Source organism: Microvirgula aerodenitrificans DSM 15089 (assembly GCF_000620105.1).
Lineage (GTDB): Bacteria > Pseudomonadota > Gammaproteobacteria > Burkholderiales > Aquaspirillaceae > Microvirgula > Microvirgula aerodenitrificans.
Genome location: NZ_JHVK01000002.1, coordinates 51017 through 76255, shown reverse-complemented (window position 1 = coordinate 76255; position 25239 = coordinate 51017). Strand labels below are relative to the sequence as shown.

Annotated in this window: 21 protein-coding genes; 13 read left to right on the top strand and 8 right to left on the bottom strand. The window is 64.8% G+C overall.

The window, feature by feature from the left end:
• Nucleotide 1: 1 nt before the first annotated feature.
• On the bottom strand, nucleotides 2–334 hold the full coding sequence (gene fdxA, locus Q352_RS0102185; RefSeq protein ID WP_028497918.1) for a ferredoxin FdxA: 333 nt from the start codon (nucleotides 332–334) through the stop codon (nucleotides 2–4).
• A gap of 149 nt (nucleotides 335–483) precedes the next feature.
• Here fdxA and gluQRS point away from each other — a divergent pair, with 149 nt between their 5' ends.
• Nucleotides 484–1374 carry a tRNA glutamyl-Q(34) synthetase GluQRS gene (gene gluQRS / locus Q352_RS0102180; protein ID WP_028497917.1) on the top strand — a complete coding sequence of 297 codons (891 nt, stop codon included), beginning with the start codon at nucleotides 484–486 and terminating at the stop codon, nucleotides 1372–1374.
• Here gluQRS and Q352_RS0102175 read toward each other — a convergent pair.
• Complete coding sequence (locus Q352_RS0102175) at nucleotides 1356–2111, bottom strand: class I SAM-dependent methyltransferase (RefSeq protein ID WP_051528622.1); 756 nt, start codon at nucleotides 2109–2111, stop codon at nucleotides 1356–1358. The genes gluQRS and Q352_RS0102175 overlap by 19 nt on opposite strands.
• Before the next feature lie 126 nt (nucleotides 2112–2237).
• Here Q352_RS0102175 and Q352_RS19510 point away from each other — a divergent pair, with 126 nt between their 5' ends.
• Nucleotides 2238–4481 (top strand): DNA internalization-related competence protein ComEC/Rec2, encoded by a 2244-nt coding sequence (locus Q352_RS19510; RefSeq protein WP_036385139.1) that lies wholly within the window; start codon nucleotides 2238–2240, stop codon nucleotides 4479–4481.
• A gap of 28 nt (nucleotides 4482–4509) precedes the next feature.
• Here Q352_RS19510 and Q352_RS0102165 read toward each other — a convergent pair whose 3' ends face one another.
• The gene (locus Q352_RS0102165; RefSeq protein ID WP_028497915.1) at nucleotides 4510–5820 is read right to left on the bottom strand and encodes a Na+/H+ antiporter family protein; all 1311 of its coding nucleotides are present in this window, start codon (nucleotides 5818–5820) and stop codon (nucleotides 4510–4512) included.
• Nucleotides 5821–6032: 212 nt separating this feature from the next.
• Between Q352_RS0102165 and Q352_RS23700 the strand changes: the two genes are divergently transcribed.
• Both Q352_RS23700 and Q352_RS19505 read left to right on the top strand, forming a co-directional pair.
• Nucleotides 6033–7088: a hypothetical protein gene (locus Q352_RS23700; RefSeq protein ID WP_028497914.1), complete on the top strand. Its 1056-nt coding sequence runs from the start codon at nucleotides 6033–6035 to the stop codon at nucleotides 7086–7088.
• Nucleotides 7072–7797 (top strand): type II secretion system protein, encoded by a 726-nt coding sequence (locus Q352_RS19505; RefSeq protein WP_036385052.1) that lies wholly within the window; start codon nucleotides 7072–7074, stop codon nucleotides 7795–7797. The genes Q352_RS23700 and Q352_RS19505 overlap by 17 nt, the downstream gene beginning before the upstream one ends.
• 6 nt (nucleotides 7798–7803) lie before the next feature.
• Here Q352_RS19505 and aceB read toward each other — a convergent pair whose 3' ends face one another.
• The gene (aceB, locus tag Q352_RS0102150) at nucleotides 7804–9396 is read right to left on the bottom strand and encodes a malate synthase A (RefSeq protein ID WP_028497913.1); all 1593 of its coding nucleotides are present in this window, start codon (nucleotides 9394–9396) and stop codon (nucleotides 7804–7806) included.
• Nucleotides 9397–9558: 162 nt separating this feature from the next.
• Here aceB and Q352_RS0102145 point away from each other — a divergent pair, with 162 nt between their 5' ends.
• Nucleotides 9559–10455 (top strand): LysR family transcriptional regulator, encoded by an 897-nt coding sequence (locus tag Q352_RS0102145; RefSeq protein WP_028497912.1) that lies wholly within the window; start codon nucleotides 9559–9561, stop codon nucleotides 10453–10455.
• 4 nt (nucleotides 10456–10459) lie between these two features.
• On the top strand, nucleotides 10460–10966 hold the full coding sequence (locus tag Q352_RS0102140; protein ID WP_028497911.1) for a hypothetical protein: 507 nt from the start codon (nucleotides 10460–10462) through the stop codon (nucleotides 10964–10966).
• Here the strand turns inward: Q352_RS0102140 and Q352_RS0102135 are convergent.
• The 4 genes from Q352_RS0102135 to aceA all read right to left on the bottom strand — a co-directional run bounded on the left by Q352_RS0102135 (nucleotide 10947) and on the right by aceA (nucleotide 14883).
• Nucleotides 10947–11843, bottom strand: coding sequence for a DMT family transporter (locus Q352_RS0102135; protein WP_028497910.1), 897 nt, complete (start codon nucleotides 11841–11843; stop codon nucleotides 10947–10949). The genes Q352_RS0102140 and Q352_RS0102135 overlap by 20 nt on opposite strands.
• Before the next feature lie 73 nt (nucleotides 11844–11916).
• Nucleotides 11917–12519 carry a LysE family translocator gene (locus tag Q352_RS0102130; protein WP_036385137.1) on the bottom strand — a complete coding sequence of 201 codons (603 nt, stop codon included), beginning with the start codon at nucleotides 12517–12519 and terminating at the stop codon, nucleotides 11917–11919.
• 77 nt (nucleotides 12520–12596) lie between these two features.
• Nucleotides 12597–13397, bottom strand: a complete 801-nt coding sequence (locus Q352_RS0102125; protein ID WP_084299762.1) for a helix-turn-helix transcriptional regulator — start codon at nucleotides 13395–13397, stop codon at nucleotides 12597–12599.
• 187 nt (nucleotides 13398–13584) lie between these two features.
• The gene (aceA, locus tag Q352_RS0102120; protein WP_028497907.1) at nucleotides 13585–14883 is read right to left on the bottom strand and encodes an isocitrate lyase; all 1299 of its coding nucleotides are present in this window, start codon (nucleotides 14881–14883) and stop codon (nucleotides 13585–13587) included.
• 454 nt (nucleotides 14884–15337) lie between these two features.
• Between aceA and grpE the strand changes: the two genes are divergently transcribed.
• From grpE to arcD, 7 genes are all read left to right on the top strand, one after another.
• Complete coding sequence (gene grpE, locus Q352_RS0102115; protein ID WP_028497906.1) at nucleotides 15338–15865, top strand: nucleotide exchange factor GrpE; 528 nt, start codon at nucleotides 15338–15340, stop codon at nucleotides 15863–15865.
• Nucleotides 15866–15992: 127 nt separating this feature from the next.
• Nucleotides 15993–17924: a molecular chaperone DnaK gene (dnaK, locus tag Q352_RS0102110; protein WP_028497905.1), complete on the top strand. Its 1932-nt coding sequence runs from the start codon at nucleotides 15993–15995 to the stop codon at nucleotides 17922–17924.
• 127 nt (nucleotides 17925–18051) lie between these two features.
• Complete coding sequence (gene dnaJ / locus Q352_RS0102105; RefSeq protein WP_028497904.1) at nucleotides 18052–19182, top strand: molecular chaperone DnaJ; 1131 nt, start codon at nucleotides 18052–18054, stop codon at nucleotides 19180–19182.
• Between the two features lie 463 nt (nucleotides 19183–19645).
• On the top strand, nucleotides 19646–20878 hold the full coding sequence (locus Q352_RS0102100) for an arginine deiminase (protein ID WP_028497903.1): 1233 nt from the start codon (nucleotides 19646–19648) through the stop codon (nucleotides 20876–20878).
• A gap of 91 nt (nucleotides 20879–20969) precedes the next feature.
• Nucleotides 20970–21974 carry an ornithine carbamoyltransferase gene (locus tag Q352_RS0102095; RefSeq protein WP_028497902.1) on the top strand — a complete coding sequence of 335 codons (1005 nt, stop codon included), beginning with the start codon at nucleotides 20970–20972 and terminating at the stop codon, nucleotides 21972–21974.
• 132 nt (nucleotides 21975–22106) lie between these two features.
• The gene (gene arcC, locus Q352_RS0102090; protein WP_028497901.1) at nucleotides 22107–23051 is read left to right on the top strand and encodes a carbamate kinase; all 945 of its coding nucleotides are present in this window, start codon (nucleotides 22107–22109) and stop codon (nucleotides 23049–23051) included.
• A gap of 308 nt (nucleotides 23052–23359) precedes the next feature.
• A complete protein-coding gene (arcD, locus tag Q352_RS0102085) occupies nucleotides 23360–24799 on the top strand; it encodes an arginine-ornithine antiporter (protein ID WP_028497900.1) in 1440 nt (479 codons plus the stop codon).
• The last annotated feature ends 440 nt before the right edge of the window (nucleotides 24800–25239 follow it).

Sequence of the window (25239 nt, the reverse complement as noted above, 5' to 3'; positions counted from 1 at the left end):
CTCAGCCGCGATCGAGCTGGTCGAACTTGTCCCTGACCTGTGCCCACTGCGCGGCGTCGGGCAGTGGCGGCTTCTGCAGCGTGATCGGTTTCCATTTCGGATTGGCGGCCAGTTCGGCGTTCAGCGCAATAAAGTGGCGCTGGTCGGCCGGGACATCGTCGTCGGCATAAATGGCGTCCACCGGGCATTCCGGCACGCACAGCATGCAGTCGATGCACTCGTCCGGGTCGATGACGAGGAAATTGGGCCCTTCGTGGAAACAGTCGACCGGACAGACCGTGACGCAGTCGGTGTACTTGCAGCGGATACAGGCTTCGGTGACGATATAGGCCATGGTTGCGTATCCTTTACGTTCTCGCGTGCGGGCATCCTGCCGCACGCCGTGACCGGAACAACTAAAGTGACTCACCTTCCCAGACAGTGTAGCCGCCCGTGTGGCGGCTGCCGTTGCCTTCGTCCCCGGGTGAACGGGGGCGGCAGCCGATGACGCCCGCCTACCGCGGGCGTTTCGCCCCCAGCCCGACCGGCCGGCTGCACGCCGGCTCCCTGCTGACCGCCGTCGGCAGCTACCTCGATGCCCGCGTCCAGGGCGGCGAGTGGTGGGTGCGGATCGAAGACCTCGACCCGCCGCGCGAAATGCCCGGTGCCAGCGCCGACATCCTGCGCACGCTGGAAGCCTTCGGCTTCGAGTGGGATGGCGAAGTGGTCTACCAGCATGACCGCCATCCGCGCTACGCCGCTGCGCTGGCGCAACTGGTCGCCAGCGGCGATGCCTATCCGTGCGCCTGCACGCGCAAGGAGATTGCCGCCGTCGCCCGACGCGGCGTGGACGGTCATGTGTATCCCGGAACCTGCCGTGACGGGCTGCCGGCCGGTCGCCAGCCGCGCGCCTGGCGGCTGCGGGTGCCGGCGGGCGAGGTGAGCTTCGAGGATCGCGTGTTCGGCCTGCAGCGGCAGGACGTGGCGCAGGAGGTCGGCGATTTCGTGCTCAAGCGTGCCGACGGTTTCTGGGCCTACCAGCTTGCGGTGCTGGTCGACGACCACGCACAGGGCATGACCGACGTGGTCCGGGGGGCCGACCTGCTCGATTCGACACCGCGTCAGCTGGTGCTGATCGACGCGCTCGGCCATGCGCGACCCCGCCATGCCCATTTGCCGCTGGTATGCAATACCGAGGGCGAGAAACTGTCCAAGCAGACGCTGGCGCCGGCCATTTCCATCGACCATGCCGCGGACGAGCTGCGCCGGGCGCTGTGCCGGCTGAATCACCGGCCGCCGGCCGATTGCGCCGGGCTGGACGAGCTGTGGGCCTGGGCGCTGGCATCATTCCGCCTCGACCGCGTCGGTCGGACGGTTCAGCGCGACGGCGTATAGAGATCGAAACGGGTGCTCTTGCCGACCAGCTGCGTTGACGGCTTGTCGTTGCCGAGCAGCACGCCGAGGCGCGGCCGTTTGACCACCACCCGTTTTTTCGCCGCGCCGCGTGCGGCGGCGACCAGCTTGCCGGCATCGGTATCGTCACCGATCACGACCTGAAAGGCCTGCATGTCCTTCTTGGCCGCCGCGCTCTTGCCGGTATCGGGGAACATCGGATCGAGGTAGACCACATCGGGGCGCACCGCCGGGTCCAGCGCGGCCAGCCAGTCGGCGGCATCGGCATGCACCAGCCGCATGCGCGCCGCGATCGCGGCGGTAGCCGGATCGGCGGCGGCGCGCGACAGCGCATCGTCGAGCAGTGCGGCGGCGACCGGTGAACGTTCCAGCAGCGTGACCTCGCAGCCCAGGGTGGCCAGCACGAACGCGTCGCGGCCAAGACCGGCAGTGGCATCGACCACACTCGGACGATTTCCGCCCTTGATGCCGATCGCCCGCGCCACCGGCTGGCCGCTGCCGCCGCCGTGCTCGCGCCGGTGCCGGGCGGCACCCTCGACAAAATCGGCGTAGACCGCGCCATGGCCATGGGCCGTCACCAGTTCCAGCCGCGTGTCGCCGAGCGCCAGCCAGTAGCCGTCGGCGGGCGGCGCGCTCAGGCGCGGCAGCGCGAAGCGGGCGGCGAGGTCGTCGGCGCGCGCGGTGTCGGCGTCGGGAAGGGCATACAGACCGTGGAACATGATGGGGGAGGCGGGAATGGCGTAAGGCCGGCATTGTGACGGGAAAGCCACAGTGCAGGCAAAGCCGATTAGGCGGGCGGCGATCGCTGGCGTGAAATGGAGCGATGTTTCTGCCCGGAGCACGGCATGTATCCCCTGCTGCTGTTCACGCTCGGCATGGCCATCCCGCCGTGGCTGCCGGCACCGCTGCCGTGGCACGCGCCGGCCGCCGTGGCCGTACTGGCGCTGTCCGGTCGCTGGCCTGGCTGGCGCACCGGCCTGCTGGTCGCACTGTGCGCCGGACTGGCATTGAGCGCGCTGCGCATCCGGCTGCGGCTGGATGACATGCTGCCGCCGGCCTGGGAGAACCGCTCGCAGTCGGTCGAGCTGCAGGTAATCGGTCTGGCCCATTACGGCCTGATCTCGACCCGCTTCGATGCGCAGCGGCTGCAGCTGCATACGCCGGACGCCGCGCTGCCGGCCACCTTTTCGGTCGCCGACCGGGAGCGACGGGCCTGGCCGGCCGGCTCGGTCTGGCGTGCCGAACTGCGCTGCAAGCGCCTGCATGCGTATGCCAATCCGCATGCCGCCGATACCGAGCGCTGGCTGATCGCCCAGCGGCGGCTGGCGAACTGCAGTGTCAGACAACGGAGGGCGCTGCCGGCACGGTCGTCGCTGCAGGCCGGCATCGGGCAGATGCGGGAGCGCCTGCGCGACCGGTTCGCCCGCGTGCTGGGCGACCATCCGGCAGCCGGCGTGCTGATGGCGCTGACGCTCGGTGAGCGGACCGGCATCGACCGTGCACAGTGGGACGTGTTCGCCCGTACCGGCACCACCCATCTGGTCTGCGTCTCCGGCGTGCACCTGGGCTTTGTCGCCGCGCTGGCCGCCTGGGCCGCGCTGCGACTGGCTCGCCGCTTTGGTCGTGGCCGGTGGCCGCCGCGACTGCTTGCCTGCGCGACCGGGCTGACGGCAGCCGGCGTCTATGCACTGCTGGCCGGTTTTGGCGTGTCGGCGCAGCGGGCGCTGCTGATGCTGGCTGCCTGCGGGCTGGCGCTGGCGCTGCGGTCGCGCTGGCCGGCGCGAAAAATCTGGCTCAGCGCGCTGGCGCTGGTCACGCTGGCCGACCCGTGGGCGGTCACCCAGCCGGGTTTCTGGCTGTCGTTCGGTCTGGTTGCTGCCTTGCTGCTGGCCGGCAGCGGCCGCCTGTGTCGCCCCGGCTGGCTGGCGGGAAACCTGCAGGCACAGGGCGCGGTCAGTGTCCTGTCGGTGCCGCTGCTGGCCGGCTGGTTCGGCCAGCTGCCATGGATGTCGCCGCTGGCCAATGCCTGGGAGCTGCCGCTGATCGGCCTGCTGCTGACCCCGCTGTCACTGCTGGCGGTCGCCCAGCCGTTCGACCCGCCACTGCGCTGGGCTGCGGACCTGATCGGGCTGGCGATGTCGCCGCTGGACTGGCTGGCGCAGTGGCCGCCGTGGACACTGCCGACGCCGCCGGTCTGGACCCTCTGGCTGGCCGGCATTGCCGCGCTGCTGATGCTGCTGCCGCTGTGGCCATTGCGGCTGTTGCTGCTGCCGTGCTGGCTGCCGTTGCTGCTGGCGCGCGCCGAGCGGCCGCCACCGGGCGAGGTGTGGGCGACCGTGCTGGATGTCGGTCAGGGACTGGCGATGGTGGTGGAAACCCGGCGCCATGTGCTGGTGTATGACGTCGGGCCGGGCAACGCCGACTGGAATGTGGCCGACAGCACGCTGTTGCCGTATCTGGCCGGACGCGGGATCACCGCACCGGACCGGGTCATGCTGTCGCATGCCGATGCCGACCACGCCGGCGGCTGGCCGGCGCTGGCGCCGCGCTGGCCGCACAGCCAGTGCCAGGTCAGCCAGCCGGAAGCGCTGGACGCGCGCTGGCCCTGCGGCGCATGTCGGGCCGGGCAGCGCTGGCACTGGGACGGGGTCGATTTCGAGGTGTTCTGGCCGGGGAACGACGCGGCGGCGCTGGAAACCAATGCATCCAGCTGCGTACTGAAAGTGACCGGCGCGACGGGCCGGTCGATACTGCTGACCGGCGATATCGGTCGCGCCAGCGAGGCGGCGCTGCTCGGTCTGCCGCTGCGCGCCGATGTGCTGATCTCGCCACACCATGGCAGCCGCACCTCGTCCGGCGACGATTTTCTGGCCGCCGTGGCGGCGCAGCATGTCGTGGTCAGCGCCGGCTATCTGAACCGCTATCGCCATCCGCAGGCCGCTGTCTGGCAACGCTATGCCGATCACGGCATGACCCGCTGGCGCACCGACCGCCACGGTGCGATCGACATCCGTCTCGGGCGCGAGGTCGGGGTCAGCGCCTGGCGGCAGCGCGCGCCGCGCTACTGGCAGCCGCGCGACAAAGACTGAGCCGGACTGGCGCTGTGCCCGTCCCGGCCTACAGCACCATGGCGGCGATCCAGCCAGCCACCAGTACCGGCAGGTTGTAGTGCAGGAAAGTCGGCACCACGGTGTCCCACATGTGGTCGTGCTGGCCGTCGACATTCAGGCCGGAGGTCGGGCCGAGGGTCGAGTCCGAGGCCGGGCTGCCGGCATCGCCCAGCGCGCCGGCAGTGCCGACCAGACTGACGATGGCCAGTGGCGAGAAGCCCAGTGCCATCGCCAGCGGCACATAGATCGCGGCCAGAATCGGCACGGTCGAGAACGACGAGCCGATGCCCAGCGTCACCAGCAGACCGACCAGCAGCATCAGCAGCGCGGCCAGCCCGCGGCTGTTTCCGATCACCGACACCGACTGCTCGACCAGCAACTGGATGTCGCCGGTCGCCTTCAGCACTTCGGCGAAGCCGGCAGCAGCGATCATCACCAGACCGATGGTCGCCATCATCTTCATGCCGTTGGAAAACACCGTGTCGGCTTCGCGCCAGCTGACCACACCGCCGAGCACGAACACCAGGAAGCCGGCCAGGGCGCCGATCAGCATCGAGTCGACCCACAACTGCACGCCGAAGGCGACCGCGACCGCCAGCAGCGACACGGTCAGCGAGCGGCGGCTGTAACGGATATCTTCGCGTTCGACATCGCGGATGCGCGCCTCGTCGTAGTCGCGCGGCTTGCGGTAGCTGACAAACAGCGCAATCAGCAGGCCGGCCAGCATGCCGAGCGCCGGGATCAGCATCGCCTGGCTGACATCGAGCCCGGTTACGTCGAGCCCGGACTTGGCCACATTGCCGAGCAGGATCTGCTTGAGGAAGATTTCACCGAAACCGACCGGCAGCACCATGTACGGCGTAATCAGACCGAAGGTCAGCACGCAGGCCACCGCGCGGCGGTCGAGCCGGAGACGGGCGAACACATACAGCAGCGGCGGCACCACCAGCGGAATGAAGGCAATGTGGATCGGCAGGACGTTTTGCGACGAGATCGCCAGCAGGGTCAGCGAGCCGAGCACCCCCCACTTCAGTCCGCTGCCACGACCGTGGCGAGCCTTGCCCAGCAGCCAGTCGGCCAGCGCATGCGGCAGGCCGGACTGTGCCAGCGCCAGGGCAAACGCGCCGAGCAGCGCATACGACAGCGCCACGCCGGCACCACCGCCGATGCCGGCGTTGAAGGCTTCCAGCGTGCGGGCGATGGTCAGGCCACCGGTCAGGCCACCGACCAGACTGCCGACGATAAGGGAGATAACGACATTCACGCGGGCGAGACTCAGCGCCAGCATGACGACAACGGCAATGACAACGGCGTTCATGCACGGATTCCGTAAATAGAAAGCAACGCCGGCCACCTTTCGGGTTGGCCGGGCGGATCGAAGTAATGAGGCCGGCATTCTACCGGCAAGTGGGTCGAAAGGCCCGCCGGCTGTGGTATTTCGCCCACGCGGGCGGCCCGGCGGCGTGGGCAGGTCGTTGCCGTCGTCGCCATCCGGGCATGATGGTGTGGTCCCGTTCCAGGAAGACAGTCATGCACGTCGACCCTGTCCGGCGGCAGCGCGGACAGGTGCTGCTGCCGATGCTGTTCGTGTTGCTGGTCACGCTGGCGACATCATGGCTGTACGCGCTTGCCGGCGAGGCGCGCCGGGCGGCGGTCCTCCACGATGCGCGGCTGCTGGGCATGTTGCGCCAGCGACTGCTGGATGTGGTGCGCGGCGGCAGCACGCTGGAGAAGCGCACCTGGTCCGGCTGGCTGCGGCGGCCCTATGTCGGCGGCAACTGCCTGGTCTCGGGGGCGCGGCAGGACTGCAGCCACAATCTCTACAAGCCGCCTTACCCGTTCGGGCTGGGTCTGTATCCGCTGGCCGATCTGGCGCCGTCTGCCCGTCCCGGCAGCGGACGTACGGTCTGGTATGCGGCGGTGAGCATGCTGGTCAGGACGCCGGGTGACATCGTGCTGACCGCGCAGGCGGTGAAAGAGGCACCGGCCCTGCAACTGCCCGACCATGGCATCGATGACGCCATGGTCGTACTGGTGATTGACCAGCAGCCTACCGGCATTCATGAACGGAAACTGGGCGCGCGCGACATTCCCGACTGGGCCAGTCGGGCTGGAGGGCTGGAGATCGGCAGGAAGCTGGCACCGCCGTCCGGCCGCTGGGCGGTGATCCGCCGCCACGAGTACCTGGCCGCGCTGACACCGATGGCCGATGCGGCAGCTGCGGCGCTGGTCGCCTGCCGCAACTGGGCGGCACAACAGGTGGACAAGCCGCGCGGCTGCGTTGACGGGCAGGGTTATGACGCCTGGCTGGATGCCGTCGCCAGAGACCGGAGCGAGCCGTGGCTGGCCGCGCTGCCAGCGTCGTGCCGCACTGATCAGGAACAGGGGAGCAACAAGCCGGGGCGCGGTTGCCTGTGGCCACTGGCGTGGCGGGACACGCTGCAGGAGGTCGCCGGACAGGACGGCTTCCGCTTCAAGGGCTGCCGTCGCCGCTATACGCTGCAGGCGGAGGACGGCACGGCGGCGCGCTGGTCGGGGCCGGCGGCGGGAAACTATCGGCTGGGGCACGATGGCACGCCCTGCTGAGCCGGTCCCGCGCGGCTTCACGCTGATCGAGCTGGCGATCAGCCTGGCCATCGTCGGTCTGCTGCTCGGCATGTTTGCCCTGCCGGCGCTGAACCTGCTGCGGCACCGGACCGGTACCGCTGCGTTCAGTCTGCGCGCGGACGACGCGGTGGCTGCACTGGAGCAGTTCGCAATCGAGGCGTGCCGGCTGCCGTGCCCGGCCCGTGCGGGGGGGGCAGCCGGCACGGAGGACAAGGGGGCATGCACCGGTATCGGCATCCTGCCGTGGAGGACGCTGGGGCTGCCGTATGGTCATGACCGGCATGGCAATCTGTACAGCTATGTGGTCAGTCCGGCGTATGCCGAAGCGGGCGGACTGCACGGCAAGCCGGCCGCCTCGATCCGGTTCCGGCCGCTGCCGGAGCCCGCCAGTTACACGCCGGTCACGGTGGCGGCGGCACTGATCTCGCATGGCCCGAACGGGCATGGCGCATGGGGGCGTGACGGCAGGCAGCGTCCGAAGGACGCGGCATCGGTGTCCGAGGCGAAACAGTGGCGGGTGCCTGGCAGCGTGTACGCCGGTCCGTTTGACGTCGAGCCGGGTTTCGATGACGAAGTGGTGGCGCTGCCGGCGCTGATCATCAGGAACCTGGCCTACGGCCGGGGCCATTGTGCGGAAAAGGCGGACGCAAAAACGCCCGCGCAAGCGGGCGTCGTCCAGAACCGTTAGGCGGTATCAGTCGATGTATTCGTAGCCCGGCAGGGTCAGGAACTCGACGAAGTCATCCGCCGTGGTCAGCAGGTCGAACATCCGCGCGGCGTCCTGGTACTGCTTGGTCCACTTGGCGCCGTAAGCGACTTCCAGCTGGGCCACTTCATCGGCCAGCAGTTCGCGGAACAGCTCGGTGGTGACCTTGCGACCGTCTTCCAGCTTGCCCTTCGGCGAGCGGATCCACTGCCAGATCTGCGAGCGGGAGATTTCCGCCGTGGCCGCATCTTCCATCAGATTGTGGATCGGCACGCAGCCGTTGCCCGAGATCCAGGCACCGATGTACTGGATGCCGACGTTGATGTTCATGCGCAGGCCGGCTTCGGTGATCGGGGCTTCCGGACGGAAGTCGAGCAGTTCGGCGGCGGTGACATTGATGTCGTCGCGCTGCTTGCCGATCTGGTTCGGACGGTCGCCGAGCACGGCGTCGAATTCGGCCATCGCCACCGGCACCAGGCCCGGGTGGGCAACCCAGCCGCCGTCGTAGCCGTCGGTTGCGTCGCGGTTCTTGTCGGCACGGATGCCGGCCATGGCGGCTTCGTTCTTGACCGGATCGTTCTTGATCGGAATCAGCGCGGCCATGCCGCCGATCGCCGGCGCATTGCGCTTGTGGCAGGTCTTCAGCAGCAGCAGCGCATAGGCGCGCATGAACGGCACGGTCATGTTGATTCTGGCGCGGTCGGCCAGGCAGAAGTCGCGGTTGGTGCGGAACTTCTTGATGCAGCTGAAAATGTAGTCCCAGCGGCCGGCGTTCAGGCCCGAGCTGTGTTCGCGCAGTTCGTACAGGATTTCGTCCATCTCGAACGCGCCGAGAATGGTTTCGATCAGCACCGTGGCCTTGATGGTGCCCTGCTTGATGCCGAGCGCGTCCTGGGCGGCGACGAAGATGTCGTTCCACAGCCGGGCTTCCAGATGGCTTTCCATCTTCGGCAGGTAGTAATAAGTGGCGGAGCCGTTGGCAACCAGATAGTCGATGTTGTGGAAGAACGACAGCGCAAAGTCGAAGATCGAACCGGAGATGATCTCGCCGTCGACCTTGATGTGCTTCTCGGTCAGGTGCCAGCCACGCGGGCGCAGCACCAGAGTGGCGATCTGCTCGTTCAGCTTGTAGACCTTGCCTTCCGGCGAGGTGAAGGAAATCGTCTTGCGATACGCATCACGGACGTTGATCAGGCCTTGCAGCTGGTTGTCCCAGCTCGGGCAGTTCGAGTCCTCGAAGTCGGCCATGAAGCTCTTGGCGCCGGAGTTGAACGCATTGATCATCATCTTGCGTTCGACCGGGCCGGTGATTTCCACCCGACGGTCGAGCAGGTCATGCGGCAGCGGCGCAATGGTCCAGTCGCCGGCGCGGACGGCGGCGGTTTCCGGCAGGAAGTCCGGCAGCTTGCCGGCGTCGAGTTCCTTCTGGCGCACATCGCGGGCAGCCATCAGTTCGCGGCGACGGCCTTCGAACTGGCGATGCAGGCTGGCGATGAAGGCCAGCGCTTCGGGGGTCAGGATCTCGGCATAGGCCGGGGTGATTTCGGCAAGGACTTCCACGCCTGCGGGCAATTGCGACATGACACTTTCTCCTGTTGTAGTCGTATTGGCGCATGCACAGCGGCGGGGAACCGGTCAGACAGTCGGTGCGGGGCGCTGTGATGCGATGAATGCAGTCTATAGCTATGGCGAGTACAGAAAAATGGCTAGAATCGCATCACACTTTTTACTTTTAAGTAGCTAATGAGTGATTTTCGCCAGATGCAGACCTTTGTCGACGTGGTCAACCTCGGCAGCCTGTCTGCGGCGGCGCGGGCCGAGGGCGTCGTGCCGGCCGTCATCGGCCGCCGCATCGACGCGCTGGAAGAACGCCTCGGCGTCCGGTTGCTGGTGCGCACCACGCGCCGGGTCACCCTGACGCAGGAAGGTGGCGCTTTCCACGAAGACTGCCAGCGCCTGCTTGGTGAACTGGCGGCGGCCGAGGCGGCCGTCGCCAGCGGTTCCAGCCGCGCACGCGGCCATCTGCGCGTCAGCGCGCCGGCCGGGTTCGGTCGACGGCATGTTGCGCCGCATGTGGCTACCTTTCAGCAGGCGAATCCGGACGTGCGCGTGACCATCGACCTGTCCGACCGGCTGGTCGACCTGGTGGCCGAGCGCGTCGACGTCGCCATCCGCATCAGCGACCTGGCCGACTCCAGCCTGGTCGCGGTGCGGCTGGCGGAAAACCGCCGGGTGGTGGTGGCGTCACCGGCCTATCTGTCGCGGCGCGGCATTCCGGCCTCGCCGGCCGATCTCGACCAGTTCGACTGCCTGACCCTGGGCTCGAGCCGTGCCCGGGGCTGGACCTTCATGATAGACGGCCGGCTGGTGAACTGGCGGGTTCAGGGGCGGCTCGAATGCAATGATGGCGCGGTACTGCACGACTGGGCGCTGAAGGGCTACGGGCTGGCGTGGCGTTCGCTGTGGGAAGTGAAGGACGACCTGACCGACGGGCGGTTGATGACGGTACTCGATGCCTACTCGTCACCCGACTATCCGGTCTGCGCCGTGGTACAGCAGCGCAAATTCCTGCCACAGCGGGTACGCGCCTTTGTCGATCATTTGCGGGCGGTCTATGCCGACCCGGACTACTGGGACTGAAACCATGGGAAGCAAGCGATATGGCTGGCTGCTGCTGGCGGGTCTGCTGGCCGGTCTGCCGGGAGTGGCCGCTGCCGACAGCGGGGCACCGACTTATGCACTGCGCTGCGCGCCGTCGGCCGGCTATCAGTTCGGCGAATGGATCAAGACCCGGCTGGCACTGCGTGGCTGGCGCGAGGACAACGCGCATCCGGCAGTCAGCCTGTGCTTCGGTCTGCAGAGCGAAACCGCCTGGCGTTCGGTGCCGGCACCCACCGTCTACGGTGGTTACGGCGGCTGGCGTGGCGGAGGTGGCTGGGGCTATGGCGCCGGTCTCGGTTATCCGGGCGACTATCGCGAGCCGGTCCGGGTCGGGGTGATGACCCTGCGCGTGACCGCCGGCGGCGCCAGCCCGATGTCCAGCGACGACCGGCAGACACTGGCCGGTGACGGCCGGCAGGACATGGAGGATGCCGCCACCGCGCTGATCGAACGGCTGCAGTGGCCGTCGCTCAACCGCGGCGCAGATTGACCAGCACGATGCCGGCGAACACCAGTACCGCGCCGGCGACAAAGCGCGGGTCCAGCGGGTCGTTCATCAGCAGCACGCCGAGGGCGACGCCGAACAGCGGGGTCAGGAACGAGAACGCCGACAGTCTGGATGCCAGATAGCGGCGCAGCAGCCAGAACCAGGCCAGGAAACTGGCGAAAGCAATGACGAAGCCCTGGAACAGCAGGCTGGCCCAGGCGATACCGTTCATGTCCGCCCCGCGCCAGTAACCCATGATGGCACTGGTGGCCAGCAGTGACAGCGACGCGACGCCGAGCTGGTACAGCAGCGTCTGTGTCGGCGGCGCCTCGGACAGCACTGACGCGCGGATCAGCACGGTAGTGCCGGCCCACAGCATGCCGGCACCCACACCGAACGCGTCACCGAGCAGCGTGTTCGGGTCGACGCCGGTCGAAAAACCGTTGGAGAACGCCAGCGCCATGCCGGAGAAAGCCAGCAGCACGCCACTCCACTGGCTGAACGACAGCCGCTCTCCGGGCACCAGCAGGTGCAGGCCGAGCGCGGTGAAAATCGGTGCGGTATAGAGAAATACCACCATGTGCGAGGCCGTGGTGTGCAACAGACCGAGCGCGACCAGCAGAAACTCGCCGCTGAACAGCAGCCCGGCGCCAATGCCCGGCCAGAAACGGCCGTCGCGGAACGAGAAGCCCTGCCGTCGCCAGCGCATGACGCCGATGATCAGCAGCGCGGCAATCAGCGAGCGCAGCCCGTTCTGCAACACCGGATGCAGGAACGGGGAGGCGGCCTTGATCGCTACCTGCTGCATGCCCCAGCAGGCGCACAGCAGAATCATCAGGCCGATGGCGGTGCCATCAAGCGGTTTGCGGATCGGGGACATGAGACCGTGACAGAGGGGCGGAAAGGTCAGCATCATTGCCGCTGCCCGCCGGGGGTGGCAAGGGCTTCTTGCCTCAGCCGAGCAGCAGGCCGATGCCGAGCGCCATCAGCAGCGCACCGGCCAGCCGCTCCAGCTTCCACTGCCAGCGGTGCAGGCCGCGCCGGCTGGCCGGCCGGCCGATCAGCCACGCCATGCCGACATCCCACACCCAGACCAGTGCGAACATCCACAGCCCGTACAGCGCCTGCTGCCATGACGGCGTACTGGCGGCAATACCGATCGAGAACAGGCCGGTGTAGAACAGCCCGTTCTTCGGATTGCCGAGACCGGATGCCAGGCCGAGCAGGAACGGTGCGGGCGACGCGGGCGCGGCGAGCGGCGTGGCCTCGTCACTGCCATCCGGGCGGGCGCGCAGGAAATGCCACCCGACATACAGCAGGAACAGCGCACCGCCGGTCTGCATGATGCGGGTGGCCGCCGGCCAGCGCTGCAGGTAGCCAACACCGGACAGCGCCAGCACGATCCACAGGCCGTTGGCGACGGCGATGCCGGCGGCGACCCGGGTGCCGGGACGAAAGCCGTGGCGCAGCGTGGTGCGGCTCAGCAACAGGAAATCGGGACCGGGGCTGAGCAGTGCCAGCCAGTGCGCCAGCGCCATCAACAGGAATTCATGCATCGGGACCGCCATCGGAAGGACAAGGGGTGCCCAGTGTGTGATGGCGGCTGCTGCGGGTCTTGAACGAAATTGCGCGTTCAGGCCGTGCGCAAGGCCTGGCGGTAGCCCCCCGGGGTCAGGGCGGTCTGGCGCTTGAACTGGCGGGTGAAATGGCTCTGGTCGGCAAAACCGGCCTGCTGGGCGGCGTCGGCCGGCGCCATGCCCTGGCGCAGCCAGACCCGGGCGCGCTGGATGCGCAGGTTCAGTTGCAGTGCATGCGGTGTCAGCCCGGTCTGGCGACGGATCGCGCGGATCAGCTGCCACGGGCTCAGGCCGGCGAGATCGGCCAGCGTGGCCAGATCGACCGCATCGCACGCATGTTCGTGCAGGTAATCGCAGGCGCGGCCGACCTGGTGCGGTTGGTCGCGAGGCCGCGACGGGACGGCGGGCGCCAGTGGCCGCAGCAGGCGATACAGGATCTCGTCGATGGCCAGCACGCTGTCCTGCCGTTCCAGCGCGGCGACCAGTTGCTGGAAGCCATCGTGGATGCCGGGCGCGTCCGGCTGCAGGGCCGATGCCGGTTCGTTCAGTGCCAGACGCGCCAGCCAGGCCGGGTCGACATGCAGCATCCGGTAGCTCCACGGCCGGCCCGGATCGGGATTGCACGCATGCACGTCACCGGCGCGGACCAGCACCGCCGCTCCGGCCGCAATCGGACGGACGAGGCCGTCGATCAGGCACTGGCTGGCGCCGGCCACGATCTGTCCCAGCGAGAACGTGTCGTGCACATGTGGGGCGTAGCAGGCGGCGGAATCGCTGACATCGCGCAGCTCCCACTGGCCGGCGTGATGCCAGATGCGGGGGGAGGGAACGCGTGGACTATCCGGAGCAGGTTTCATCGGTATTGCTGTCACTTTCCCACGACAAAGGTGTGCGCCGGCGCGAATGAAAAACACGAAGGATGTGAACTTCGTGATCAAAGAGGCTGAAATGAAACAGGGGACTACCGTTCCCGGCAGCCCCCTTACACTACGTCGGGCGTGTTCCAGCGGCGCACGCACCGCCGGTACCCGAACTATGCCACTCTCAATGGAACTGTTCTTCCTCGGTGGAACCGGTCAGTGCGGTCACGCTGGAGGCGCCGCCCTGAATCACGGTGGTCACGTCGTCGAAGTAACCGGTGCCCACTTCCTGCTGGTGCGACACGAAGGTGTAGCCACGATCGCGAGCGGCGAATTCCGGCTCCTGCACCTTCTCGACATAGGCCGACATGCCGCGCTGCGCATAGTCCTGTGCCAGATCGAACATGTTGTACCACATGCTGTGGATGCCAGCGAGGGTGATGAACTGGTACTTGTAGCCCATGGCGCCGAGCTCGCGCTGGAACCTGGCGATGGTCGCATCGTCGAGGTTTTTCTTCCAGTTGAACGACGGCGAGCAGTTGTAGGCCAGCAGCTTGCCCGGGAACTGGGCGTGGATCGCTTCGGCGAAGGCACGGGCGAACTCGAGGTCCGGCGTGCCGGTTTCGCACCAGATCAGATCGGCATACGGGGCATAGGCCAGGCCGCGGCTGATCGCCTGTTCCAGACCCTTCTTGGTCTTGTAGAAGCCTTCGGCCGTGCGCTCGCCGGTCATGAACGGCTTGTCGTTGCTGTCGACGTCGCTGGTGCACAGGTCGGCGGCTTCGGCATCGGTACGGGCCAGGATCAGTGTCGGCACGCCGAGCACGTCGGCGGCGAGACGGGCGGCGATCAGCTTCTGCACGGCTTCCTGCGTCGGCACCAGCACCTTGCCACCCATGTGGCCACACTTCTTCACCGAGGCGAGCTGGTCTTCGAAGTGAACGCCGGCCGCGCCGGCCTTGATCATCGACTTCATCAGTTCGTAGGCATTCAGCACGCCGCCGAAGCCGGCTTCGGCATCGGCCACGATCGGGGCGAAGTAGTCGGTGTAACCCTTGTCGCCTTCGGCGATCTGCTTGGCATGCTGGATCTCGTCAGCGCGCTTGAAGGTGTTGTTGATGCGTTCGACCACGGCCGGTACCGAATTGACCGGGTACAGCGACTGGTCCGGGTACATCGACATGTAGCTGTTGTTGTCGGCGGCGACCTGCCAGCCGGACAGGTAGATGGCCTTGATGCCGGCCTTGACCTGCTGCATCGCCTGACCGCCGGTCAGGGCGCCGAGGCAGTTGATGAACGGTTCGTCGTGGACCAGGTTCCAGAGTTTTTCCGCGCCGCGGCGTGCCAGCGTGTACTCGATCGGGAAGGAGCCGCGCAGACGCTCCACGTCGGCGGCGGAGTAGCCGCGCTTGATGCCCTTCCAGCGCGGGTTTTCGGCCCATTCTTTTTCGATGGCTGCAATGCGTTGTTCGCGAGTCGTCATGACAGTTTGACCTCTATTATGTTTTGTACGTCCGGCGGGGTGACCCCGTCTCCCTGGCCTTCGCCATGCACCCGCGCCGGTTCCGGCGGGGCGGGTGGGCGCACCGCGGATAGCGATGCGCCGGTGGGAGCGTAACCGGCCGTTTTTGCCGGCGCTGGCACGCTCCCGGTGGGGATGTGCAAATGATTCAAGCATAGTTGTGTGCAATGCAGCAAACCCTTTTTGCCTTCTGTTCGCAAGTGAAAAATCTTGGACTTTTAATGGGTTGCTCACGACCAGTCATGCGCGGAAAGGAGCCGGGCAGGCGGTCGTAAACGAACCCTGCCGCCAGGGCGGCGGCGGGCGGGATGGCGACTGTCCGGCTGTCGATTGTTGCAGTGCGCGGCCCGGGCGGGGCTTGAAAGCGGCGGGGATGTCCCTACTTAGGGTGCGACTTTCCGATTTGAGGTGAATCATGCAGAACCAGGATCAAGTGACGCCGGAAGAACTCGTGGACAACACCGCCGCCGACGAGGGCACGCAGCAACCGGACGCCCGCATTGCTGAACTGGAAGCCCAGATCGCCGAGCTGAAGGACCAGTTCCTGCGCGCGAAGGCGGATACCGAGAACATGCGCCGCCGCGCCGCCGAGGACGTGGCCGCCGCCGGCAAGTACGCCGTTGGCAAGATTGCCGTCGAACTGCTGCCGGTGAAGGACTGCCTGGAAATGGCACTGCTCGACACGTCGGGCAATATCGAAGCGATGAAGATGGGCGTCGACATGACGCTGAAACAGCTGGTCACGGCCTTCGACAAGGCGCAGATCATCGACATCAACCCGGAAGTGGGCGAGAAGCTCGATCCGCACCGTCACCAGGCGATGAGCATGGAAGACAGCGAACAGGATGCGAACACCGTGGTGCGCGTGATGCAGAAGGGTTATCTGATCGCCGACCGCGTGCTGCGCCCGGCAATGGTCATTGTCGCCAGACCGAAAGCATAAACGGCGCAATGTCCCGCCAGCGGGGGGCTTGAAAGCGCAAATCGCCTCCCCATATCCCGAACATGGTTAATGAGATGCGGCGCGCATGGCGCCGTACCAAAAGCAAAATTCTAGGAAGGATCGAACAATGGGCAAAATCATCGGTATTGACCTCGGCACCACCAACTCCTGCGTGTCGGTGGTCGAAAACGGCCAGCCGAAGGTGATCGAGAACGCCGAAGGTGCACGCACCACGCCGTCGGTCATCGCCTACATGGAAGATGGCGAAATCCTGGTCGGCGCCCCGGCCAAGCGCCAGGCAGTCACCAACGCCAGAAACACCATCTACGCATCGAAGCGCCTGATCGGTCGCCGGTTCGAAGAAAAGGAAGTGCAGAAGGACATCAGCCTGATGCCGTTCTCCATCGTCAAGGCCGACAATGGCGACGCCTGGGTCGAAGTGCGCGGCAAGAAGATGGCACCGCCGCAGATCAGCGCCGAAGTGCTGCGCAAGATGAAGAAGACTGCCGAAGACTACCTCGGTGAAGAAGTCACCGAAGCGGTCATCACCGTGCCGGCCTACTTCAACGACAGCCAGCGTCAGGCGACCAAGGATGCCGGCCGCATCGCCGGTCTGGACGTGAAGCGCATCATCAACGAACCGACCGCTGCCGCGCTGGCGTTCGGCATGGACAAGAACGAGAAGGGCGACCGCAAGATCGCCGTGTATGACCTCGGCGGCGGCACCTTCGACGTGTCGATCATCGAGATCGCCGATGTCGACGGTGAAAAGCAGTTCGAAGTGCTGGCCACCAACGGTGACACCTTCCTCGGTGGCGAAGACTTCGACCAGCGCCTGATCGACTACATCGTGACCGAGTTCAAGAAGGAACAGGGCGTCGACCTGAAGCAGGACGTGATGGCGCTGCAACGCCTGAAGGAAGCGGCGGAAAAGGCCAAGATCGAACTGTCCAGCTCGCAGCAGACCGAAATCAACCTGCCGTACGTGACCATGGACGCCAGCGGTCCGAAGCACCTGGCGATGAAGATCACCCGCGCCAAGTTCGAATCGCTGGTCGAAGAGCTGGTCGAACGCTCGATCGAACCGTGCCGCGTGGCGATCAAGGATGCCGGCCTGAAGGTCAGCGACATCGACGACGTGATCCTGGTCGGCGGCCAGACCCGCATGCCGAAGGTGATCGACGCCGTCGAAGCCTTCTTCGGCAAGGCACCGCGCCGTGACGTGAACCCGGACGAAGCCGTTGCCGTTGGTGCGTCGATCCAGGGCTCGGTGCTGTCGGGCGACCGCAAGGACCTGCTGCTGCTGGACGTGACCCCGCTGAGTCTCGGCATCGAGACGCTGGGTGGCGTGATGACCAAGCTGATCCAGAAGAACACCACGATTCCGACCAAGGCATCGCAAGTGTTCTCGACCGCCGACGACAACCAGAACGCGGTGACGATCCACGTGCTGCAGGGCGAACGCGAAAAGGCCGGTGCCAACAAGTCGCTGGGTCAGTTCAACCTGTCGGACATTCCGCCGGCACCGCGCGGCATGCCGCAGATCGAAGTCACTTTCGACATTGACGCCAACGGCATCCTGCACGTATCGGCCAAGGACAAGGCGACCGGCAAGGAAAACAAGATCACCATCCAGGCCAGCTCGGGTCTGTCCGAGGAAGAGATCCAGCGCATGGTCAATGACGCCGAGGTCAACGCCGAGGAAGACAAGAAGCTGGTGGCGCTGGTGCAGGCCAGGAACCAGGCCGAAGCCCTGATCCACAGCGTGAAGAAGTCGCTGACCGAATACGGTGACAAGATCGCCGCCGACGAAAAGGCCAAGATCGAGGACGCGCTGAAGGAAACCGAAGCCGTGGCCGGTGGCGACGACAAGGACGTGATCGAAGCCAAGACTGAAGCCCTGGCCAAGGCCAGCCAGAAGCTGGGCGAACTCATGTACGCCCAGGCCCAGGCCGAAGGCGCCGGTGCGCCGGGTGCGGAGAAGGCCGAAGCCGGTCACAATGACGACGGCAATGTGGTCGATGCCGAGTTCGAAGAAGTGAAAAAAGACAAGAACTGATCTTGTCCGAGTCAAAGAGGCACGGAGTCTCGGGGTCGTTGGTCCCGGCCTCTGTGCCTTTCTTTGTTGGTCAATCTCATGCATGGAGCGACAGCACGCGCTTCGTGACTCCGTGGTGAATGAAGCGATGGCGAAAAAAGATTGCTATGACGTACTGGGCCTGAACCGGGATGCGTCAGAAGAAGAAATCAAGAAGTCTTACCGCAAGCTGGCGATGAAGTATCACCCGGACCGCAATCCGGACAGCAAGGAAGCGGAAGAGAAGTTCAAGGAAGCCAAGGAAGCGTACGAGATCCTGTCCGACGGACAGAAACGCGCGGCCTATGACCAGTATGGCCACGCCGGGGTCGACCCGCAGGCTGGCGGGGCGGGCGGTGCCGGCTTCGGTGGCTTTGGCGATGCCTTTGCCGACATCTTCGGCGACATCTTCGGTGGCGGACGTGCCGGCGGCGGTGGCGGCGGGCGCAGCAATGTGTACCGCGGCTCCGACCTGCGCTACAACCTGGAAATCACGCTGGAAGAAGCGGCGCGCGGCTGCGAGAAGCAGATCCGCATTCCGACCATGGATGAGTGCGATGTCTGCCACGGCAGCGGCGCCAAGCCGGGCACCGAGGCCAAGACCTGCTCGACGTGCGGCGGCGTGGGCCAGGTGCGCATGCAGCAGGGCTTCTTCTCGATCCAGCAGACCTGCCCGACCTGCCATGGCAGCGGCAAGCAGATTACCGATCCGTGCCGTGCCTGCAATGGCGCCGGACGGGTGAAGAAGCAGAAGACGCTGAACGTGAAGATTCCGGCCGGCGTCGACGATGGTGACCGCATCCGCCTGGCCGGAGAAGGCGAGCCGGGCACCAATGGCGGCCCGCATGGCGACCTGTACGTGGTCACGCAGATCCGCCAGCATGCGGTATTCCAGCGTGACGGCACCGACCTGCATTGCGAAATGCCGATCTCGTTCACCAGCGCGGCGCTGGGGGGAGAGATCGAGATCCCGACGCTGGATGGGGCGGCCAAGATCCGCATTCCGCCGGAAACCCAGTCCGGGCAGGTATTCCGCCTGCGTGGCAAGGGTATCAAGGCGCTGCGCGGCAGCCAGCATGGCGACCTGATGTGCCATGTGCTGATCGAGACGCCGGTCAAGCTGACCGAGCGGCAGAAGGAACTGCTGCGCGAGTTCGAGTCGATCAGCCTCGATGCGCCGGGTACGCACAACCCGAAGGCGAAGTCGTTCATGGACAAGCTGAAGGATTTCTTCGGCTGACGGTGGCGATCAGCGGGTGCCTGCGACCGCAGACACCCCGAAAAGAAGGCCCGGCGAATGCCGGGCCTTCTCTTTATTGAGGCCTTTTCGGCCGGAATTGATGCTTTCCGACCCTCGGGCCGTTTTACATAAATCGGTGTCGGTTCCCAGCCAAACCATTTTGAATCAAAGGCTTGCGTGTCATGGTGCGAAGCGGGGCGCCAGGGCGGGAAAGCGGACTAAGACCTTGATCCCAAAAGGTTTATCACTGTTTTCTAATTTTTATGACGAGGCGGCGCAGCGCCAATACTGATCTGGATGGAATAGTAGCGGCTTGCAATATGAGTGTGCGCTAATATAATTCAACTCAAGAACGCTGATGCACAAAGCGATCAGCGTTCATTAACGGCTGGCCGGGTTGCTCTCACTTCTCGGCAGCGCACTGACAAGTGCGACCAAGTCTCTTTATGGAAAGGAAGTCATCATGACGACGTTTGGTGTTCATTCTGAGTGCGGTAAGCTCCGCACGGTGATGGTTTGCCGCCCGGGTCTGGCTCACAAGCGCTTGACCCCGGCAAACTGCGACAGCCTGCTGTTCGATGACGTGATCTGGGTTGAACGGGCTCAGAAAGACCATGACTACTTCGTCAGTCAGATGCGCGCTCGCGGCATCGAAGTGCTGGAAGCACATGACATGCTGGCGAAGGTGCTGGACGACAAGGCCGCTCGTGCCTGGCTGCTGGACCACAAGGTGAAGGCAGACAACGTCGGTATCGGCATGCTGGGCGATCTGCGCAGCTGGCTGGAAGAAATGCCGTCGGCCCAACTGTCCGAACACATGTTCGGCGGTATCGCCAAGTCCGAACTGCCGTTCGACCCGAAGGGTCTGTTCGGTGGCTACCTCGACCAGTCCGATTTCGTGCTGCCGCCGGTGCCGAACAGCCTGTTCCAGCGTGACCCGAGCTGCTGGATCTACGAAGGTGTGACCGTCAACCCGATGTACTGGCCGGCTCGCCGTCAGGAAACCCTGCTGCTGGAAGCCATCTACCGCTTCCACCCGACGTTCGCCGGCAAGGCCAACATCTGGTGGGGTGGCAGCGACAAGGACCACGGTCCGGCTACGCTGGAAGGCGGCGACGTGATGCCGATCGGCAATGGCGTCGTGCTTATCGGCATGGGCGAACGCACCAGCCCGCAAGCTGTCGTGCAAGTGGCCAAGAGCGTGCTGGGCAAGAAGGGTGGCGCCAACCGCGTTATCGCTTGCCAGATGCCGAAGTCGCGTGCCGCCATGCACCTGGATACCGTGTTCAGCTTCCTCGACATCGATCTGCTGTCGGTGTTCCCGGACGTGGTCGACGAAATCGTCTGCACCAGCATGTACGCCGGTGACAAGGAAGGCGAAATCCGCTTCGAACGTCACGACGGCGTGCATATCAGCGAAGTCGTGCGCCAGGCACTGAACCTGCCGAGCATCGAACTGCTGAAGACCGGCGGCGACGCATTCCAGCGTGAACGCGAACAGTGGGACGACGGCAATAACGTCGTGGCTCTGGACCGTCGTGTCGTGGTTGCCTATGACCGCAACACCTACACCAACAAGCTGATGCGTGACCGTGGTGTGGAAGTGATCGAAGTCCCGGCATCCGAACTCGGCCGCGGCCGTGGGGGTGGTCACTGCATGACTTGCCCGATCGTTCGCGACGAAGTCAAGCTGTAATCGACCTGACGCATTGAAAGAACATCCCGGCTGGCAGCAGCTGGCCGGGACATCCTGAAGTTACGCAAAGTACGACCAAGGACAACACATCATGGCCTTCAACCTGAAGAACCGTCACTATCTGAAGCTCCTCGACTTCACCCCGCGTGAAATCCGCTACCTGCTCGACCTGTCCCGCGACCTGAAGCGTGCCAAGTACAACGGCACCGAACAGCAACGCCTGACCGGCAAGAATATCGCCCTGATCTTCGAAAAGACCTCGACCCGTACCCGTTGCGCGTTCGAAGTGGCTGCGCACGATCAAGGCGCCAACGTGACCTACCTCGGGCCGTCGGGTTCGCAAATCGGTCACAAGGAATCGATGAAGGACACCGCCCGCGTGCTGGGTCGCATGTATGACGCGATCGAATACCGTGGCTTCAAGCAAGACATCGTTCAGGAACTGGCTGACTACGCCGGCGTGCCGGTCTACAACGGCCTGACCGACGAATGGCACCCGACCCAGATGCTGGCCGACGTGCTGACCATGACCGAACACAGCGACAAGCCGCTGTCGCAAATCGCCTACGCCTACGTGGGTGACGCACGCAACAACATGGGCAACTCGCTGATGGTTGTGGGTTGCAAACTGGGCATGGACGTCCGTATCGGCGGCCCGAAGAACCTGTGGCCGGAAGAATGGCTGGTCGCAGAATGCCAGAAGATCGCTGCCGAAACCGGCGCTCGTCTGACCCTGACCGACGACCCGAAGGTTGCCGTTGACGGCGCCGACTTCATCCACACCGACGTCTGGGTGTCGATGGGCGAACCGAAGGAAGTCTGGGAAGAACGCATCAAGCTGCTGTCGCCGTTCCAGGTGAACAAGGCGCTGCTGGCTGCCGCGAAGAACCCGAGCGTGAAGTTCATGCACTGCCTGCCGGCCTTCCACAACAGCGAAACCAAGGTTGGCAAGGAAATTTCGGAACAGTATCCGCAATTCACCAACGGTATCGAAGTGACGGAAGAAGTGTTCGAAAGCCCGGCAAACGTGGCCTTCGAGCAAGCGGAAAACCGCATGCACACCATCAAGGCAATCATGGTGGCAACGCTGGCCTGATAGCCGCATTGCGCCTCGAAGAGTAGCCCGTCGCGACGTGTTACGTCGCGTCCCCTCTCAGGGGCCGGTCGGCTGTGAAGACCGACCGGCCCCTTTTGTTTCCGAATTCCTGCCGCTTGAAGGAAATAGATCATGCGTGTTGTAGTCGCCCTGGGTGGTAACGCCCTGCAACGTCGCGGTGAAGCAATGACCGCCGAAAACCAACGTAACAACGTCAAAATCGCTGCCGCGCAACTGTCGGAAGTGACCAAGAAGGGTCACAACCTGGTCATGTGCCACGGCAACGGCCCGCAAGTCGGCCTGCTCGGCCTGCAGAACGATGCCTACGCCCGTCACGTCAATGCTGCCGTGACCCCGTACCCGCTCGACGTGCTCGGCGCGCAGACCGAAGGCATGATCGGCTACATGATCGAACAGGAGCTCGGCAACGTGCTGCCGTTCGAAGTGCCGCTGGCCACTGTTCTGACCATGACCGAAGTCGATCCGAAGGATCCGGCGTTCGCCAACCCGGTCAAGTTCGTCGGCCCGGTGTACACCAAGGAAGAAGCCGAAACCCTGGCCGCTGCAAACGGCTGGACGGTCAAGGCTGACGGCGAATACTTCCGCCGCGTGGTGCCGAGCCCGAAGCCGAAGCGCATTTTCGAAATGCGCCCGATCAAGTGGCTGATCGAAAAGGGTGCCGTTGTGATCGCCGCTGGCGGCGGTGGCATCCCGACCATGTATGAAGACGGCAAGCTGGTTGGCGTCGAAGCCGTGATCGACAAGGACCTGGCCTCGTCGCTGCTGGCCAGCGAAGTTGATGCTGACTACTTCGTCATCGCCACCGACGTGTCGACCGTGTTCGTCAACTGGGGCAAGCCGGATCAGAAGGCGATCAAGCGCGCTCACCCGGACGAAATCGAAAAACTCGGCTTCGCAGCCGGTTCGATGGGCCCGAAGGTCGAAGCAGCCTGCGAGTTTGCCCGCAAGAGCGGCAAGCGTGCCGTGATCGGCGCGCTGGGTGATATTGCCAAGATCGTCGAAGGCGAAGCCGGCACCATCATCAGCACCGAAGCCAGCGGCATCGAGTGGTATTGATCGTTTGACTCCTGGAAAAGGCGCTTTTGGCGCCTTTTTTAGGACAACGATACGAACATTTATCGTTGCAATACGCGTAAGGGTGGGCTAACCCGTAATGGCATCAGCGTGATTTGCCAGGCGGGGTTCGCGGTAGGTTTCGCGTTCCGTTCACCCAAAACGTAGTCCCTGCGGCATGGAACATTCATTGTGGATTTTCTGCTTGATCTGAATCAAAGGCGACAGCTGGCAGGTTTGGACAAGGGGCTGTCGTTTTGCGATAAACAAGAATAAGAATTCCTTAATTAACTAACCTACGGAGAGTCAAAATGTCTGACGGGACTCAAGCTGGTTCGCAAAAGCTGAAGCTCGGCGCACTGACTGCGCTGGTCGTCGGCTCCATGATCGGCGGCGGGATCTTCTCGCTGCCGCAGAATATGGCAGCGGGTGCAGGTGCCGGCGCCATCATTATCGGTTGGGTCATTACCTTCTTCGGTATGCTGACCCTGGCGTTCGTGTTCCAGACGCTGGCCTTCCGCAAGCCGGAAATCGAAGGCGGCGTGTACGGGTACGCACGTGCCGGTTTCGGTCCGTACGTCGGCTTCAACTCGGCCTGGGGCTACTGGATTTCGGCGTGGATCGGCAACGTGTCGTACTTCGTCGTGTTCTTCTCGGCGCTGGGCGCGTTCGATGCACTGGGCTTCTTCGGTGACGGCAACACCATGCCGGCCGTGGTCTGCGCATCGATCCTGCTGTGGGCACTGCACTTCATGGTCTGCCGTGGCGTGCATGGCGCGGCGTTCATCAACACCGTGACCACCGTGGCCAAGCTGGTCCCGCTGGCACTGTTCATCGGCATCGTGATCTTCGCGTTCAACGTCGAAACCTTCAACCTGGGTTTCTGGGGCTCGCCGACGCTGGGCAGCGTGGTTGACCAGGTCAAGAGCACCATGCTGGTGACGGTGTGGGTGTTCATCGGTATCGAAGGCGCGTCGATGTTCTCCGGCCGTGCCGAGAAGATGGCCGACGTCGGCAAGGCAACCGTGATCGGTTTCCTGCTGGTGATGGTACTGCTGGTCGCCGTGTCGGTGCTGTCGATGGGCGTGCTGACGCAACCGGAACTGGCTGCACTGAAGAACCCGTCTACCGCTGGCGTGCTGAAGGCTGCCGTGGGTGACTGGGGTGCTGCGCTGATCAACATCGGCCTGGTGATCTCGGTGGGTGGCGCGCTGCTGGCCTGGACGCTGCTGGCAGGTGAAGCGGCTTACCTGGCGGGCAAGGACGGCACCATGCCGGCTACCTTCGGTCGTCTGAACAAGAACGGTTCGCCGGCCAATGCCCTGTGGCTGACCAACGGTTGCATCCAGGTGTTCCTGATCATCACGCTGTTCAACTCGGCGGGCTATCTGGCGCTGCTGTCGCTGGCAACGTCGATGATCCTGATCCCGTACTTCCTGTGCGCGCTGTATGCACTGATCATCGTGCTGAAGTCCGATGGCTATGAGGCGGGTGACTCCAAGCGTCTGAAAGACATCGTCATCGGCCTGGTCGCTACCGTCTACGGTGTCTGGCTGGTGTACGCAGCAGGTCCGAAGTACCTGTTCCTGTCGATGATCCTGTACGCGGTTGGCCTGCCGTTCTACCTCTGGGCCCGACGTGAACAGAAGGAACGTCCGTTCACGTCGCTGGAAGGCATCCTGGCTGCCATTGTTCTCGTGCTCGGCGCCTACGCCGCATACGAACTGGGCACCGGCGCACTGTCGCTGTAAGGTCTGCCACCCGCCCTGCGGCGGGTTGCGCAAAACACCCCGGAAGGCATCCTTCTGGGGTGTTTTGTCGACTGCTTGCAAAGGTGGGCACCGGTGGCCAGCGTGGCGTCGGTGCACGCCCGACTGACAGGATCGGTCGTGAGCACGGCAGTCTGCCTGTTTGAATCCTGCCCCTTCCGTCCCCGCCGCCGCGGGGAAACCTCGCTGCGCTCGTCCGTGCTTCGTGGCGAAGGGGAGTGCTTGCAAAGGTGGGCACCGGCGGTCAGCGTGGCGTCGGTGCACGCCCGACTGACAGGATCGGTCGTGAGCACGGCAGTCTGCCTGTTTGAATCCTGCCCCTTCCGTCCCCGCCGCCGCGGGGAAACCTCGCTTCGCTCGTCCGTGCTTCGTGGCGAAGGGGAGGGCCGTCAACAAAACACCCCGGGAAGTAACTTTCCGGG

Coding starts and splice junctions, on each gene's coding strand:
- fdxA (WP_028497918.1), bottom strand. CDS start 334: ATGGCCTATATCGTCACCGAAGCCTGTATCCGCTGCAAGTACACCGAC.
- gluQRS (WP_028497917.1), top strand. CDS start 484: ATGACGCCCGCCTACCGCGGGCGTTTCGCCCCCAGCCCGACCGGCCGG.
- Q352_RS0102175 (WP_051528622.1), bottom strand. CDS start 2,111: ATGTTCCACGGTCTGTATGCCCTTCCCGACGCCGACACCGCGCGCGCC.
- Q352_RS19510 (WP_036385139.1), top strand. CDS start 2,238: ATGTATCCCCTGCTGCTGTTCACGCTCGGCATGGCCATCCCGCCGTGG.
- Q352_RS0102165 (WP_028497915.1), bottom strand. CDS start 5,820: ATGAACGCCGTTGTCATTGCCGTTGTCGTCATGCTGGCGCTGAGTCTC.
- Q352_RS23700 (WP_028497914.1), top strand. CDS start 6,033: ATGCACGTCGACCCTGTCCGGCGGCAGCGCGGACAGGTGCTGCTGCCG.
- Q352_RS19505 (WP_036385052.1), top strand. CDS start 7,072: ATGGCACGCCCTGCTGAGCCGGTCCCGCGCGGCTTCACGCTGATCGAG.
- aceB (WP_028497913.1), bottom strand. CDS start 9,396: ATGTCGCAATTGCCCGCAGGCGTGGAAGTCCTTGCCGAAATCACCCCG.
- Q352_RS0102145 (WP_028497912.1), top strand. CDS start 9,559: ATGAGTGATTTTCGCCAGATGCAGACCTTTGTCGACGTGGTCAACCTC.
- Q352_RS0102140 (WP_028497911.1), top strand. CDS start 10,460: ATGGGAAGCAAGCGATATGGCTGGCTGCTGCTGGCGGGTCTGCTGGCC.
- Q352_RS0102135 (WP_028497910.1), bottom strand. CDS start 11,843: ATGTCCCCGATCCGCAAACCGCTTGATGGCACCGCCATCGGCCTGATG.
- Q352_RS0102130 (WP_036385137.1), bottom strand. CDS start 12,519: ATGCATGAATTCCTGTTGATGGCGCTGGCGCACTGGCTGGCACTGCTC.
- Q352_RS0102125 (WP_084299762.1), bottom strand. CDS start 13,397: ATGAAACCTGCTCCGGATAGTCCACGCGTTCCCTCCCCCCGCATCTGG.
- aceA (WP_028497907.1), bottom strand. CDS start 14,883: ATGACGACTCGCGAACAACGCATTGCAGCCATCGAAAAAGAATGGGCC.
- grpE (WP_028497906.1), top strand. CDS start 15,338: ATGCAGAACCAGGATCAAGTGACGCCGGAAGAACTCGTGGACAACACC.
- dnaK (WP_028497905.1), top strand. CDS start 15,993: ATGGGCAAAATCATCGGTATTGACCTCGGCACCACCAACTCCTGCGTG.
- dnaJ (WP_028497904.1), top strand. CDS start 18,052: ATGGCGAAAAAAGATTGCTATGACGTACTGGGCCTGAACCGGGATGCG.
- Q352_RS0102100 (WP_028497903.1), top strand. CDS start 19,646: ATGACGACGTTTGGTGTTCATTCTGAGTGCGGTAAGCTCCGCACGGTG.
- Q352_RS0102095 (WP_028497902.1), top strand. CDS start 20,970: ATGGCCTTCAACCTGAAGAACCGTCACTATCTGAAGCTCCTCGACTTC.
- arcC (WP_028497901.1), top strand. CDS start 22,107: ATGCGTGTTGTAGTCGCCCTGGGTGGTAACGCCCTGCAACGTCGCGGT.
- arcD (WP_028497900.1), top strand. CDS start 23,360: ATGTCTGACGGGACTCAAGCTGGTTCGCAAAAGCTGAAGCTCGGCGCA.